The 14,950-nt window shown below is 66.4% G+C and carries 11 protein-coding genes; 3 read left to right on the top strand and 8 right to left on the bottom strand.

What is annotated here, in order from left to right:
• Positions 1-47 precede the first annotated feature (47 nt).
• The 7 genes from RSE14_RS13090 to RSE14_RS13120 all read right to left on the bottom strand — a co-directional run bounded on the left by RSE14_RS13090 (position 48) and on the right by RSE14_RS13120 (position 10,420).
• On the bottom strand, positions 48-1,181 hold the full coding sequence (locus RSE14_RS13090; protein ID WP_324074325.1) for a pyridoxal phosphate-dependent aminotransferase: 1,134 nt from the start codon (positions 1,179-1,181) through the stop codon (positions 48-50).
• Between the two features lie 39 nt (positions 1,182-1,220).
• Positions 1,221-2,039 (bottom strand): sulfite exporter TauE/SafE family protein, encoded by an 819-nt coding sequence (locus RSE14_RS13095; RefSeq protein ID WP_324074327.1) that lies wholly within the window; start codon positions 2,037-2,039, stop codon positions 1,221-1,223.
• A 105-nt stretch (positions 2,040-2,144) separates the two neighbouring features.
• Positions 2,145-3,563, bottom strand: a complete 1,419-nt coding sequence (locus RSE14_RS13100) for a M20/M25/M40 family metallo-hydrolase (protein WP_324074329.1) — start codon at positions 3,561-3,563, stop codon at positions 2,145-2,147.
• A gap of 26 nt (positions 3,564-3,589) precedes the next feature.
• Positions 3,590-6,070 (bottom strand): zinc-dependent metalloprotease, encoded by a 2,481-nt coding sequence (locus RSE14_RS13105; RefSeq protein ID WP_324074331.1) that lies wholly within the window; start codon positions 6,068-6,070, stop codon positions 3,590-3,592.
• A 106-nt stretch (positions 6,071-6,176) separates the two neighbouring features.
• The gene (locus tag RSE14_RS13110; RefSeq protein WP_324074332.1) at positions 6,177-8,021 is read right to left on the bottom strand and encodes an ABC-F family ATP-binding cassette domain-containing protein; all 1,845 of its coding nucleotides are present in this window, start codon (positions 8,019-8,021) and stop codon (positions 6,177-6,179) included.
• A 56-nt stretch (positions 8,022-8,077) separates the two neighbouring features.
• A complete protein-coding gene (locus RSE14_RS13115) occupies positions 8,078-9,112 on the bottom strand; it encodes a fatty acid desaturase (protein ID WP_324074334.1) in 1,035 nt (344 codons plus the stop codon).
• A gap of 126 nt (positions 9,113-9,238) precedes the next feature.
• Entirely contained in the window at positions 9,239-10,420 is a 1,182-nt protein-coding gene (locus RSE14_RS13120) for an acyl-CoA dehydrogenase family protein (RefSeq protein WP_324074336.1), read from the bottom strand.
• A 158-nt stretch (positions 10,421-10,578) separates the two neighbouring features.
• Between RSE14_RS13120 and RSE14_RS13125 the strand changes: the two genes are divergently transcribed.
• On the top strand, positions 10,579-11,385 hold the full coding sequence (locus RSE14_RS13125; RefSeq protein ID WP_324076925.1) for an enoyl-CoA hydratase/isomerase family protein: 807 nt from the start codon (positions 10,579-10,581) through the stop codon (positions 11,383-11,385).
• Positions 11,386-11,400: 15 nt separating this feature from the next.
• Positions 11,401-13,431: an oxidoreductase gene (locus RSE14_RS13130; protein WP_324074338.1), complete on the top strand. Its 2,031-nt coding sequence runs from the start codon at positions 11,401-11,403 to the stop codon at positions 13,429-13,431.
• 13 nt (positions 13,432-13,444) lie between these two features.
• On the opposite strand, the gene RSE14_RS13135 is transcribed toward RSE14_RS13130, so the two are convergent.
• On the bottom strand, positions 13,445-14,584 hold the full coding sequence (locus RSE14_RS13135) for an ROK family transcriptional regulator (RefSeq protein ID WP_324074340.1): 1,140 nt from the start codon (positions 14,582-14,584) through the stop codon (positions 13,445-13,447).
• Positions 14,585-14,724: 140 nt separating this feature from the next.
• Between RSE14_RS13135 and RSE14_RS13140 the strand changes: the two genes are divergently transcribed.
• Positions 14,725-14,916 (top strand): hypothetical protein, encoded by a 192-nt coding sequence (locus RSE14_RS13140; protein ID WP_324074342.1) that lies wholly within the window; start codon positions 14,725-14,727, stop codon positions 14,914-14,916.
• Positions 14,917-14,950: the final 34 nt, after the last annotated feature.

The raw sequence follows: 14,950 nt of genomic DNA on the forward strand, positions 1-14,950 counted from the left end.
TGTCGGTAATTCGGACGATCGGCTTCGGGCGCAGAGAATGTCCGCCCTCAGGCCCACAGCCTCTTCGTCATTTCTGGAAGGGCCGCGGCATAGCGCGCCACATCCTCGAGCTTTCCCGTGCTGACCCGGGAATAGCCCGACCAGCGCCCGTAAGCGCCCCTGATGGCGATGCCGCGCTCGGCCATGGCGTCGCGCAGGGCATTGGCGTCTGGCACTTGCACGAACACGAAATTGGTCTGGGATGGCAGCGCGGTCATTCCTGCCTTGGCCACGGCATCGAGGATCATCGCACGCCCTTCCAGCACGGCTGCGCGCGACTGGTCGAGGAACGGCGTGTCGTTATAGCTCGCGATGGCGGCGGCGAGGCCAGAGAGATTGCCGCCGAAGCTCATCAGATGCGATCTGATGCGCTGGGCGTTCGCTTCGCTGGTGATGGCATAGCCGACGCGCATCCCTGCCATGCCGTAGATCTTGGAGAAGGTGCGGCACACGATCACATCAGCGCCGTTGCGCACCAGATCGATCATCGAGTTGTCCTCGGGCCGGTCGGTCAGTTCGTTATAGGCCTCGTCCACCAGCAGGGTCGCCTGCGGGGTGACCTTCGCCGCAAAGCTGCGCAGCGCTGCAGACGGGATCAGGATGCCGGTGGGATTGTTGGGGTTGCAGATCTGCACCAGAGCCACGCCGTCCCCGGCCCTGGCGGCCATGCCGCCGAGATCGACGCTCATGTCCGCAGCCAGAGGCACGCGGAGCGCGGTGATGCCCTGCCGCTCGCCATAGAGCACCGTGAAATCCCAGAACAGGTCGGGACACAGGATCGCGCCCTTGCGTCCCCAAGCGAGCGCAATGGCGCAGAGGATCTCGGTCGATCCTTCGCCGACCACGACTTGCGAGGGGAGAACGCCATGCCGTTCCGCGATCATCGCGGTCAGGCGTTCGACCCCGCGTTCGGTGTAATAGCAGCCCATCTTCGCGGTGTCGGCGATCGCGCGCAGTGCCGAGGGTGCCGGGCCATAGGGATTTTCATTGCGGCTCAGCAGGGCCTGACCCGCCTTCGGTCCGAAGTCGGGCGCGGCGGCAGCAGCAGCGGTGATGCTGGCACCAAGTCCGGAGACCGGCAGGGCGCCGAGCCCGCCTGCAAGACTGGCACCTGCAAGAAAGGAGCGGCGGCTGGTCGGCATGGTCAATTCCTTCTGGTCAGCATGGCAAGTGGTTAGAACCTAGAACTTGGCGATCATCAAGACGCCGATGAACGTCAGGTAGAGGCCGAAAACCCGGCGCAGGAGCGCAGGCGAAAGCATGTGTGCGGTCGCAACGCCCATCGGCGCGAAGGCCACCGACATGGCTATCAGAACCGCGGCAGCGGGCAGATGAACATAGCCGAGCGCTCCCCAGCCAAGGCCGCTCTCGCCAAGGCCGATCAGGACAAATCCGAGAGTCGCCGGAACCGCAATGACCGCGCCCATGCCGGCCGCAGTGCCGATGGCGCGGTGGATCGGCGTGCCGCAGACCGTCATCGTCAAGGTCGTCAGCGTTCCGCCGCCGATCCCCAGCAGGGTTGAAAACGCACCCAGCGCGCTGGCAATGCCGACGCGCGGCAAGCCCGAAGGCAGAGCGGCAAACAGCGGATCGCCCTGGCGCGCGGGAAGCAGGAAATAGACCGCAAAGGCGAGGACTCCGACCCCGAAGACCAGCGCCAGATAGGCCCCCGAAACATGGTCGGCAAAGACCGTGCCGACCGCCGTTCCCAGCACCACCCAGACCGCCCAGCTTCTCAGCAGGTCAAAATCCACCGCCCCGCGCCGCGCATGGCTGCTGGTCGAACGGATCGAGGTAAAGATGATCGATGCAAGCGAGGTGCCGACAGCGACATGCGCGGTGTGATCGGGCGCGACTCCGAGCACCGGCAGCAGGAACATCAGCGCCGGGACGACCACGAAGCCTCCGCCGATCCCGAACAGGCCGCCAGCGAAGCCGGCAGCCGCACCGGCGATCAGCAGCGCCGGGAGCGCAAGGGCGAGCGGAGCAAGCGTATTCATCGGCGCGCAGAATAGGCTCGCCGCCTTCATCTCCAAGCGAATTGTCGCACTGCAGCATGGGGCAAATGACGCATACGCGCCCAACGACCGGCCGCGCCTGCGTGCCTACTGCGCAAGGTCCTTCAGCAGGAGATACCAGTGGTCGAGCCCGTCATAGAAGGCATCGACCGACAGCCGCTCGTTGAGGCCGTGGGCGAACATGTCCTGCGGGCGGGTTGCCGCGCCTGAGATCGCCACGGTGGCATAGCCCAGCGCGCGGTAATGCCGCCCGTCAGTGCCACCCGATTCCATGTAGGGCTGGATCGGCAGGCCGGGATAGCGCGTGTCGATCACCTTGCGCAGCGCCGCCGAAACTTCTGCCGGCACAGCGGATTCGGGGCTTTCGGTGACGTCACCCAGCGTCTTGAACTGCACCTTGTCGTTGGCGATCACCTGCTTGAGCGCCGCCTCGGTTGCGGTTGCGCTGTCGCCGGGAAAGATCCGGCAATTGATGGTGGCGGTGGCCGATTGCGGCAGGGCGTTTGCGGCGTGCCCGCCCCGTAGCATGGTGGCAACACAGGTGGTGCCGAGTGTGCCGACCGTTTCGGGATTGGCGCGCAGCACCGCGACGGCGGCTTCGTCCGCCGGATCGGCAGCGAAGGCGCGCATCGCCGCACCCGTCTCGCCCGGCGTCATCTGGCCGAGCGCGCCGAGGAAGGAACGGGTGAGCGGGGTCGCCCGCACCGGGAAGCGATAGGCGGCAACCTTCTTCAAGGCATCGGCCAGTTCGTAGATCGCATTGTCGGCGCGCGGACGCGAGGAATGGCCGCCCGGGTTGGTGAGGGTGATCTCGAAGCTGACCGAAGTCTTCTCCGCCGCCTGCACCGCCATCGCCAAGGGGCGGTTGTCCGGTGCCAGCGTGATCCCGCCCGCATCGGAATTGAGGACATAGGCCGGATCGATATTGCGCGCGACATAGGCGGCTTGCGCGCGGGTCGAGACCATGCCGGTCTCCTCGTCACCCGAGAACACGAGGTAGAGATCGCGGCGCGGGCTCCAGCCTTCCTGTTTCAGCCGGATGAAGGCGTGGACGAGGTTGGTGATGCCGTATTTGTTGTCGATCGTGCCGCGGCCGAAGAAATAGCCGTCCTTCTCGGTCAGGGTGAAGGGCGGGAGCACCCAGTCCTTATCCAGCGCGTCGACCACGTCCATGTGGCCCAGCATCACGATCGGCTTGCGGCCGTCGGGCTTGGCGGCGGCAAAGCGCACGATCAGGCCCTGCACCGGCTCGCCCGTGCTGTCGTAGTCGCTGACCATGATGTCGGCATCGGCAAAGCCGGCGGCTTTGAGACGGCTGACGAGATAGGCGACCATCTCGGGCGTCCTGGCCTGCCCGCGCGCGGTGCGGATGGCGATAATGTCGCGGTAGATATCCAGCGCGAGCTGTTCCTGCGCGGTGACGGGCACCCGGTCGGCTGCGTTCGCGGCGCCTGCGGGCACCAGCAGCGCAAGCGAGAGCGCCAGCGCGGTGAGCGGTCGGTTCATCGTCATCATCCCCTACTGTCAGATCGTCATTCGCTCGGGTTCAGCAGGCTGGCAAGGTCCATCGAGTCATCCTCGCCGATCGGATCGCCCGGTGGCACAGTCACCATGCGCGGCAGGCTCGCGGCGAGTTTCTCGCGCTGTTCGGCATCAATCAGGCGGCGCGACAGGCTGAGCGCCCATGCCCGCTGCGCCCCGATGGTACGCTCTTTCGCGAGACGCTGGCCGACATCCACCAGCGCCTGATCGAGCGCGGCGGCGACTTCGGGCGTGGCGTCCGGGCGGCGCGCGACCTGCGCCATGGTCACCAGCGTGCGATAGGCAATGCGGCGGCCGAGATCATCGCCCGTCGCGCCGAGGACCGTGCCGGTCAGGCGGTCGAGCACTTCGCCAAGGCCGAGCGCCGAGGGATCGCTCTGCTGCTGCGCCACCAGCCGCGCCAGACGGCGCGGGGCGACGAGGGTCTGCACGGTGAACTGCGCAGCGACATCGGCGGCGACCAGCGGATCGAACACAGGGCCGCCCGCCGTGGCGAAGATCTCGGTGTCATATTGCCTGTCACCCGAGCCGTTCTGCGCGGCCGAAAGCAGCGGCAGGAGTGCGGGCGGCACGCGCAGCGCTGCGGGGCTGATCGCGGCGAGGATCGCACCGAGCGCCGCGCGCTGCTGCGCCGGGGTGACCGGCTGCGCGGCTTCGCGCCCGCTGCCGTTGATCGCATAGGTGAAGTCCATGCCGCCCACCTGCTTGGCCGCGGTGACCAGCTGGTAGCGGTGCAGCAGCCACAAGGGCACGAAGCGGCGGCGCAGGTTCGCGACCGGCTCGCCCGGTGCCAGTGTGCCAAGCCCGAAGCGGGCGAGGGCAGCGGCGCGCACCTCCATCATGCGGGTGAGTTCCGCCGTCGGATCGGCTCCGTCGTCCCACAGCCCGCCCCAAGCATAGGCGCTGTCGGGCGAGCGGGCGTTGTCGTCCTGCACGAAGCGGTAGGCGGCGGCAGACTGGGCCACCTCGGCCTCGCCCGCCTCGCCGTAGAGCCAGCGGACCGTGGCCGTGTCCCAGCTGCCGATCCCCTTGGCATAGGCGTCGGAGAGATCGGGCTTGCCGTCCACAAGGCCGATACGCGGCGGCGGGTAGTCCATCACCGAGGCGCGGTCTTGCGTGCTGGCGGCGAAGTTGTGCGCGAAGCCCAGCGTGTGGCCGACCTCGTGCGCGCCCAGCTGCGCCAGCCGGTCGAGCGCGACCTTGACCGGATCGTTCGGCCCGCCGCTGCCCACCTCGCCCGCGCCCACCAGGCCCATGAATATCTGGATATCCTGCCGCGCGCGCAGCGATCCCAGCACCACCATGCCCTTGACGATTTCGCCGGTGCGCGGGTCGACGATCTGCTGGCCATAGGCCCAGCCGCGCGTCGCCCGGTCGACCCAGTTGACCATGTTGTAGCGCACGTCGAGCGGATCGGCGCCTTCGGGCAGCAGCTCGACCTTGAAGGCGTCGATGAAGCCTGCCGCATCGAAGGCATCTGCCCACCAGCCGATCCCTTCGAGCAGGGCCGGGCGAATCTGATCCGGGGTGTTGCGATCAATGTAGAAGGTGATCGGCTTTTTCACCGCCGAGCGCGGGGCGGCAGGGTCCAGCTTCTCCAGCCGGAAGCGGTTGGCGAGATCCTTTACGACGGCAGCGCCGAGCGGGGCGCCGAAGTCTACCACCTGTGTCGAAAAGCCGCCGAGGCGCGGATCGAGGGGCAGGGGCTTGAAGCCCGGCGCCGGCAGGCGCACGAAGCTGTGGTGGACGCTCAAGGTCACCTTCTTGGGATCGGGCACGATGTTCTCGACCTCGACGCCCGGATTGTCCGAGACGAAGGTCTGCACCGCATCCACCTCGATATTGTCGGGGAACACCTTGACCGAGGCGGGATCGGCAAGGCTCAGCTTGTCCTCCAGCCGGAAACCCTTGCCGCCCAGTGACGTCGCCGCGCCCACGCCGAGCGAATCCAGTTCGGCATTGAGCGAGGCCGCGATCCCCAGCGTGTCCATGGCGAGGAATGGCGCGATGTCGATCACGATGCGCCCGTCGGGCAGGGTCTCGGCAATGTCGGTGAGCCAGACGGTGGAAATGCCGAAATCGCTCGCCACCGCCTTCTGCCGGTCGGCACTGCCGGTGGTGTTGCGGAAGCGCGGGTTTTCGAACTGCACCGCGATTTTGCCGGCGATGCGGCGGAAGGCGAGCAGCTGGGTGTTGCCGATCTTGCCGCGATCAAGCGCCAGCGGGGCCGAGCCGAGGCCAGTGCGCATCGCGGTGGCGTAGAGCACCCGCAGCGCGACGCCATCCTCGGCCGGCGCGGGCAGGGTGAGGAGGATGCGGCCCTTGGCGGCCTCGGTGCGGACCGGAATGAGCCCGGTCTCGCCAGCGGGCGCGGTGATCTCGACCGGGCCAGTCTGCGCGGCAAGCGGCGCGAGCGGGAGCGTGCAGGCCAGCAGAATTGCGCCAAGGCGCAGGCGTCGCGTCATCATCATCGGCTCCCCGTTCATGGCCGGTGCCGCAGAGGCCTCCGGACGAGACCTGTTGTTCGGGCAAGTGCCGCCAAAGCTCAAGCGGGAATGATGATGGACCCTGCGAGACTCACGCCTCCAGCGCGGCTCCGGCGGCAAGCCACACCTCTTCGGCTTCGGCAAGGGCGGTGGCGGCCAGCGCCCGCTCGGTCAGCAGCGCCTGCATGTTTGCGCCCGGCTGGTTGCTGGCTGCGAGGATCGCCTGATCCAGCCGCTCGACCTCGGCGGCGTGGCGGGTGAGCGCGGTCTCCGCCTTGGTGAAGGCCGATTGCGCCGCGCGCCGGTCTGCCGCCGAGACCGCGTCGGACTTGCGCTGGCCGCCAGCCTTGCCGCCCCGCTCGCCTTTGGGCTGGTTGCGGCCCAAGATGAAGTCGATGTAGTCATCCATGCTGCCGTCATATTCGCGCGCGGTGCCGCCATCGACCAGCACCAGCCGGTCCGATGTCAGCTCGACCATGTGGCGATCGTGGCTGATCAGGATCACCGCCCCCGAATAGCCGTTGAGCGCCTGGATCAGCGCCTCGCGCGCGTCGACATCAAGGTGGTTGGTCGGCTCGTCGAGGATCAGCAGATGCGGCGCATCCCGCGTGATCAGCGCCAGCGCCAGGCGCGCGCGTTCTCCGCCCGAGAGCTTCTCCACCCGGGTCTGCGCGCGAGGGCCGGAAAAACCGAACCGCCCGAGCTGCGCCCGCACCGCGGCAGGCGATTGCCCCTCCATCGCGCGGGTCATCAGATCGAGCGGCGTGTCCTCGCCCGCCAGTTCCTCGACCTGATATTGCGTGAAATAGCCGACCTTCAATTTGCCCGGCGCGTTCACTTCGCCTTCGGCAGGGGTGAGCTGCGAGGCGAGCAGGCGCGCGAGCGTGGTCTTGCCGTTGCCGTTTCGGCCCAGGAGCGCGATCCGGTCATCAGCCTCGATGCGGAAGTTCAGCCGCTTGAGGATCGGCGGCGCCTCGCCATAGCCGACGGCGGCGTGCTCCAGCGTGATCATCGGGGACTTCAGCTGGGCCGGATCGGGGAAATCGAAGCTCAGCGTCGGGTCTTCCATCAGCGCGGCGATCGGCTGCATCTTGGCTAGCATCTTGGCGCGCGACTGGGCCTGCTTGGCGGTCGAGGCGCGCGCCGAATTGCGGGCGACATAGTCGCGCAGCCGCGCCGCCTGCGCGTCCTGCGAGGCCTTGGCAGCAGTAAGCTGCGCCGCACGCTCGGCCCGCTGCTTCTCGAAGGCATCATAACCGCCCGGATAGAGCGTCAGCTGCCCGCCTTGCAGGTGCAGGATGTGATCGACCACCTTGTTGAGCAGGTCGCGTTCGTGGCTGATCACCAGCAGGGTCGCCGGATAGGACTTGAGGAAGTTCTCCAGCCACAGCGTTGCTTCGAGATCGAGGTGGTTGCTGGGCTCGTCGAGCAGCAGGATGTCCGGCTCGGAAAACAACAGTGCGCCAAGGGCAATGCGCATCTTCCACCCGCCCGAGAAACTGTCGACCGGGCGTTGCTGCATCTCCTCGTCGAAGCCGAGGCCATTCAAAATCTTGGCCGCGCGTGCGGGGGCGGAATAGGCGTCGATCGCCAGCAGGCGTTCGTGGACATCGCCCATGCGGTCCATGTCGGTGCAGGTTTCCAGCTCTGCCAGCAGCTCCGCCCGCTCGGTCGCGGCGGCGAGCACCACCTCTTCGGGCGTCATGCTGCCGCTCGGGGCTTCCTGCGCGATATAGCCGATGCGGGCGCGGGCGGGCTTGCTGATTTCGCCGTCGTCCGGCTCGATCTCGCCGATCAGCGCCTTCATCAGCGTCGATTTGCCCGCGCCGTTGCGGCCGATCAGGCCGACCCGCGCGCCCACCGGCACGGTTGCGCTGGCGCGTTCGAGAATGGCCCGGCCGCCAAGCCGCACAGTGATGCCGTCAATGGTAAGCATGGGCGCGCCCCTATCACCCTATCGCGCGCGTCCCAAAGGAAATCCCTATGCCGGAGTCACGCCGCCCTGACAGCAGCTTCCCGGAACGAGACGAGCCGCCGCTGCTCCTCGTCCCACAGCGTCAGGATGAGCGGCCTGAAGGTCTGCGGCACAGTGAGGCGGTTGAGCTCGCGAAGCTGCGGGTAGGCTTTGAGCACGCTCGGCAGGCGGTAGAACGGGATGCGGCTGGCCAGGTGGTGCACGTGGTGCATGCCGATATTGCCGGTGAACCAGCGCAGCGGCTGCGGCAGATCGAGGTAGGAGCTGCCCTTCAGGGCCGCCTCGTGGAACTCCCAATCCTCGCGCCGGTCCCAGTGGGCCTCTTCGAACTGGTGCTGCACGTAGAACAGCCAGACCCCCATGGTTGCTGCGACCAGCACGGTCGGAATGACGACCAGCAAGGTGGTGCCAATCCCGAAGGCAGCCATCAGCGCTGCCAGAAAGCCGGCGGTCGCAAGGTTGGTTGCCAGCGCGCTGACCCAGTATTGCGCGCCTTCCTTCATCAACCCGATCGGCAGGCGGTGCCGCAGGAGGAACAGGTAGGCCGGGCCAACGCCCAGCATCACCACCGGGTGGCGGTAGGCGCGATAGGCCAGACGGCCGAGGCGGCTGCGCGAGCGGAACTCGCGAACGGTCAGCGTGTCGACATCGCCCACGCCGCGCGAATCCAGATTGCCGGTCGAGGCATGGTGCAGCGTGTGCGAGCGGCGCCAGCAATCATAGGGGGTGAAGGTCAGCACGCCCAGGGCCCGGCCGAGCCGGTCGTTGCTGGTGCGCTTGTTGAGGAAGGCGCCGTGGCCGCAATCATGCTGGATGATGAAAGTCCGCAGCAGCAGCAGCCCTGCAACCGGCACCAGCCCCAGCGCGAGGTGATAACCCGCGCTCACGGCCCACAGCGCCGCCACCAACACCCCGAAGAACGGGATAAGCGTGATCGCCAGTTCCCATGCGCTCCGCCCTGCATGGGCCTTGATGAAGGGCCTGAGTTCATAGACCAGTTTGCGGGGTTCGAGCGCAGGGGGCGTGTCGCCGGCAGTCTGCCTGTCGGCCATCGGATTGAGTGTCAAAGCGCGGTATTCCAGAGTTTATGTTGCGCCAGCATCCAACGGGACGCGGCAAAGCGCAAGCCTTCAGTTGGGTGCCGGTGGCTGGCCAGCCCGTAAACCGTGCAGATTGCCTTACTGCGCCGCCTTCCAGTCGCGGCGCAGCTTCTTGGCGAGGCTCCACTTGTGAACCTCCGTGGGGCCGTCATAGATGCGGAAGGCACGGATTTCCCGGAACATCGTCTCGACGATGGTCTTGTCGGTCACGCCCGTGCCGCCCATCACCTGCACGCATTTGTCGGCGACCCGCATCAGCGCCTCGGACACGGCGACCTTGGTCATGCTGCTTTCGACCGTGCCCAGTGATCCGGTGTCGAGCACGCTGGCGCACCAGTCGATCATCAGCTCGCATTGCTTCAGGTCGATCATGTTTTCCGCGAGCATGAAGCCCACGCCCTCGTGGTCGATCAGGGCTTTGCCGAAGGCCATGCGGCGGTTGGCATAGTCGGTCGCGATCTCCTGCGCGCGGATGCAGCCGCCCAGCCAGCGCATGCAGTGCGACAGGCGCGCCGGGCTGAGGCGGATCTGGGCATATTTGAACCCCTCGCCCGCATCGCCGAGCATCTGGTCGGCCGGCACGCGCAGATTGTCGATGGTGATCTCGGCATGGCTGCCGGGCATCGAGCTGTCGATGGTGTTGGGAACGCCCGTGATCTGGATCGCGGGATCGGGCAGATCGACCAGGAACATGCAGGCCCCGCCGTGGCTGTCGGGGTCTTCGGACTTGGCCATCACGATCCCGACCTTCGCACCCTCGGCCCCGGTGATGAAGCACTTCTTGCCGTTGATCACCCAGTGGTTGCCGTCCTTTCGGCAGGTGGTGATCATCATCGAAGGGTCCGCGCCCGCGCCGTTCAACTCGGCCGGTTCGGTCATGAAAAAGGCAGAGCGCGCATGGCCCGAGACCAGCGGGGTGAGGAAGCGCTGCTTGAGGTCCGCGCTGCCGACCTTGCCGATCAGGTACATGTTGCCCTCGTCGGGCGCCTGGGTGTTGCAGGCGAGCATGCCGAGCGGGGTGAGGCCGGATTTGATCAGGATCACCGCGGTTTCGCGCTGGTTGAAGTGGCTGCCATCAGGGCGGATATGCGGGGTAAGCACCCCCGCCGCGCGCGCCAGTTCGCGCATTTCCATCACCAGTTCGTCAGTCGGCGCGCCGTGGTGGTCGCGGCGCGGGTCCTGCTCGTAGGGCATGATTTTCTCGCGCACGAAAGCTTCGACTTTCGCTGCCATTTCGAGCGCTTCGGTGCTGATCGTCATATCCCGTGATCCCTTTTGCGGCGGCGGAGCCGGTATTGTCTAAGACGCCTTAGCGGGCAAAATGCACCTGCGCGAATTGCTAGAGCAACAAGTCCTTTGCGACCGCTAGAAGCATCGGCAAAGTGGCCGCGAGGGCAGACGCGGTGACGGAGAGCGCGATGACAGGGCAGTACCAGACGATCAGGGTGGAAAAGCGCGGGGCAACCGACTGGCTGACGCTCGATCGTCCCGATGCGCTCAATGCGATCACCACCGAAATGGCGCGCGAGCTCAATGACTATTTCGGCGCGCTCTACCATGATCGCACCACCCGCATCGTGGTGATGCGCGGGGCGGGGCGGGCCTTCTGCGCGGGGCTCGACATCAAGGATCATGGCATGCGCGATCCGGCGCAAGTGCCGTTTGGCGGGGGGTTCGGCTTTCAGGGCCTGCTGGCCGATGTCTACATCAGGATGCGCCGCTGCCCGCAGCCGATCATCGCCGCTGTCCAAGGGGCAGCCTGCGGCGGAGGTTTTGCATTTGCGCTCGCCGCCGACATCCGCATCGCCGGGGAGAGCGCGCGGATGAACGCCGCTTTCATCCGCCTCGGCCTGTCCGCCTGCGACATGGGGGTGAGCTATTTCCTGCCGCGGCTCGTGGGGGCTTCGCTCGCCTCGGAACTGATGCTGACCGGGCGCTTCATCACTGCCCCGCGCGCGCTGGCGAGCGGGCTGGTGAGCGAGGTGGTGGCCGATGATCAGCTCGAAGCCACCGCGCAGAGCTATGTCGACGATATGCTCCTCGCCTCGCCGATGGGTCTTCGGATGACCAAGGAAGGCCTCAACATGGTAGTCGATGCCGCCAGCCTCGAAGCGGCGATGGCGATCGAGAACCGCAACCAGGTGATGACCGCCGCCAGCCCCAATTTCGCCGAAGGCATGCGCGCCTTCCTCGAAAAGCGCGCCCCCGATTACATTCCTGACTGAAGGCCGGAACCGACCATGACCCACCCGAAGTATCCGCACATCTTCTCGCCCCTCACAATCGGCAGCCAGGTGGTGAAGAACCGCATCATCATGGGCTCGATGCATACCGGCCTCGAGGATGGGCCTGAACCCGCCAAGCGCCTTTCCGCCTATTTCGTGGAGCGGGTGAAGGGCGGCGTCGGCATGATCATCACCGGCGGCATCTCGCCGCACCCCACTGGCGGCTATGGCGCAAAGCTGACCGGGCCTGCCGAAGTTGCGATGCACCGCGAGGTGACCGAGGCAGTCCACGCTGCCGACCCTGATGTGAAGATCTGCATGCAGATCCTCCATTCCGGCCCGCTCGCCGGCGTGGCCGATGCGGTTGCGCCCTCGGCGGTGAAATCGCGCATCGGCCGCTATGCCCCAAACGAGCTCGACGAGGCGGGGATCGAGGAGCAGATCGACGCCTTCGCCCGCTGCGCCGCGCTGGCGCAGGAAGCTGGCTATGACGGGGTCGAGATCATTGGTTCGGCGGGTTATCTCATCTCCACCTTCCTCGTCGAAAAGACCAACCTGCGCACCGATCAATGGGGCGGATCGTGGGAAAACCGGATGCGCTTCCCGCTCGAGGTGGTGCGCCGCACCCGCGCGGCGGTCGGCCCGGATTTCGTGCTGATCTTCCGCATCTCGGCGATGGACATGCTCGAAGGCGGCCTTGCGTGGGAGGAGGTCGCGAGCCTCGCCCGCGCGCTGGAAGCGGCAGGCGTGGACGTCATCTCCACCCATTTCTGCTGGCATGAAAGCTTTGTGCCGACCATCGCCACCATGGTCCCGCGCGCCGCCTTTGCGCAGGTGACAGGGCGGCTGCGCAAGGAAGTCTCGGTTCCGGTCATCACCTCCAACCGCATCAACATGCCCGATGTTGCCGAGGCGGTGCTGGCGCGCGGTGATGCCGATCTCGTCTCGATGGCGCGCCCGATGCTGGCCGATGCCGAGCTGGTGAAGAAGGCCCTCGAAGGCCGCGAGGACGAGATCAACACCTGCATCGGCTGCAATCAGGCCTGCCTTGATCACACCTTTACGGGGCGCGAGACCTCCTGCCTCGTCAACGCCCGCGCATGCCGCGAGACCGAGCTGACGCTGGCGCCTGCGAAGGCGGCCAAGCGCATCGCCGTGGTCGGCGCCGGGCCTGCGGGGCTCGCCTATGCCACCCTCGCTGCCGAGCGAGGTCACAGCGTGACCCTGTTCGATGCCGCAGGCGAGATCGGCGGGCAGTTCAACCTCGCCAAGCGCATTCCCGGCAAGGAGGAATTCTACGAGACCCTGCGCTATTTCGGGCGGATGATCGAAAAGCACGGGGTGGACCTGCGCCTCAATACCCGTGTGTCGGCGGACGATCTGTTGGTGGGCGGCTATGACGAGATCATCATCGCCACCGGGATCGAGCCGCGCAGGCCGGCAATCCCCGGCATCGATCACCCCAAGGTGGTGCGCTACATTGATGTGATCCGAGGCACGGCGAGCGTCGGCCAGCGGGTCGCGATCATGGGGGCGGGCGGGATCGGCTTCGACGTCGCCGAACTCGTCACCCACGCCGGCCCCTCGGGCGCGCTCGATGTCGAGGTGTTTGCGAAAGAGTGGGGCATCGACTTCAAGAACCACCCGCGCGGCGGTGTCACCGGGGTCACCCCGGTGGTGCAATCGAGCGGGCGCGAGGTGTGGTTGCTCCAGCGCAAGACCAGCTCGGTCGGCAAGGGGCTGGGCCGGACGACCGGCTGGACCCACCGGCTCACGCTCCAGCGGCGCGGGGTGAAGATGGTCGCCGGGGTCGAGTATGACCGCATCGATGATGCCGGCCTGCACATCAGGATCGAGGGCGAGCCGCAGGTGCTCGAAATCGATACGATCATCGTGTGCGCCGGACAACTCCCGGCCCGCGCGCTGCATGACGAACTGGTGGCCAAGGGCGCGAACCCGGTGCTGATTGGCGGGGCCTATGAAGCGGCCGAGCTCGATGCCAAGCAGGCGATCAAGCAGGCGACCGAGCTGGCTCTGGTGGCCTGATCTGCGCCGCGCGTCAGATGATGCTGGTGAAGAAGGTCTTTTCCAGCGGCAGGATCGCCGCGCCGATCGCGCAGGCATCGACCTGCGTCTGCGACACCATCAGCTTGGGCAAGGGGCGCGGTTCCTGACGGCGGGCATCGTCGAACAGCTCGATCGCGGGGATGATCTTGTGCGCCAGCGAGCGCGGCAGGCGTCCGCCAAGCACGATCACATCTGGATCGAGCAGCGCGGCAATTGCCGATGCGATCAGCGAGAGCGGATCGCGGCTCTGTTCGATCCACGCGTCCACCCCCGGCCAATCGGGATCGAACTGGGATAGCATCTGCGAGATGCCATCGACGTTCACCCCCGCCTTGCGGATCGACTGGAGCAGGGTTTCGAGCGTCGGCAGCTGGAACAGTCGCCACGGCAGGATCAGGCCGAGCTCGCCGCCATTGCCGTGCTTGCCGCGCATCAGCCGGTGATTGATCACCACCCCGCCGCCAAGCCCTGCTGCCATGAAGACATAAACGAAATCGGCATGATCGCGCCCCGCGCCCAGAAAGCTCTCGCCGATGGCTGCAGCGTTGGCGTCGTTCTCGACCCATGCGGGCAGGCCCAGCGCATCGCTGAACAGCTCGTCGATCGGTACCATCGCCCAGTCGTCGAGCGAACGCGGCGGGTTGTAGCGCGACTTGCCGTCGAGGCAGTATCCCGAGATCCCGATCCCGACGCCCGTCAATCGCTCGCGCGCGGCCGGGGTTTCCTCCATGAAGCGCGCGCGCACCTCGCCAAAGCGTTCGAACACCGCGCGGCGGGTCATCACCGGCATGGCGATATATTCGTAATCGACCACGTTGCCGGCGAAATCCATCAGCAGCACCGACATCGCATCGGTCATCAGCGCGACGCCGAGCGAATAGGCATATTCGGGCGCGACCGATAGCGAGACGCTGGGCTGGCCGCGCCGGCCACTCGCCTTGCGCTGCCCCAGCGCCAGCGCGCCGCGATCGACCAGCTCGTTGACCAGCCGCGAGACCGTCTGCTGCGACAATCCGCAATCGCGCGCGATCTCAGGCTGGATCGTCCCCTGATTGCGCAGAACGTAGCTGAGAATGGACGCTTCGCTCTCGGACGGCCGCTGGAAAATGTCGCTGACGGACGGGGTCATCATGGCCCTCTAATTGCAGAATTGATGCAAACGGGCAACATAACCACTCTTTTAAAACTCATAATGGGTTGTATTGATCGCACGGCACTGATACGTCCCCTCCCACGAAGCCCTGACAAGGGGCTCAGGTGAGGAGAGGATCAATGAAGCAGTTTCTCGCACTGGCTGCGGCCGGAGTCTCGTTGACGGCGCTGTTGCCCGCCGCCGCTTTGGCACAGGCCAGCGATCCGGCTCCCGCGGCCGCTGATGAAGCCGAGCCGGTTGCCGGTCAGGAAATCATCGTCACCGGTGTCCCCCGTCAGCACCAATGGCACAGATTTGAGGTTGTGATTTAAGGAGGGTTGGGGCTTCGTCGTAGTGACGAAGGAA

The sequence above is a fragment of the Erythrobacter sp. genome, assembly GCF_035194505.1.
GTDB lineage: Bacteria > Pseudomonadota > Alphaproteobacteria > Sphingomonadales > Sphingomonadaceae > Erythrobacter.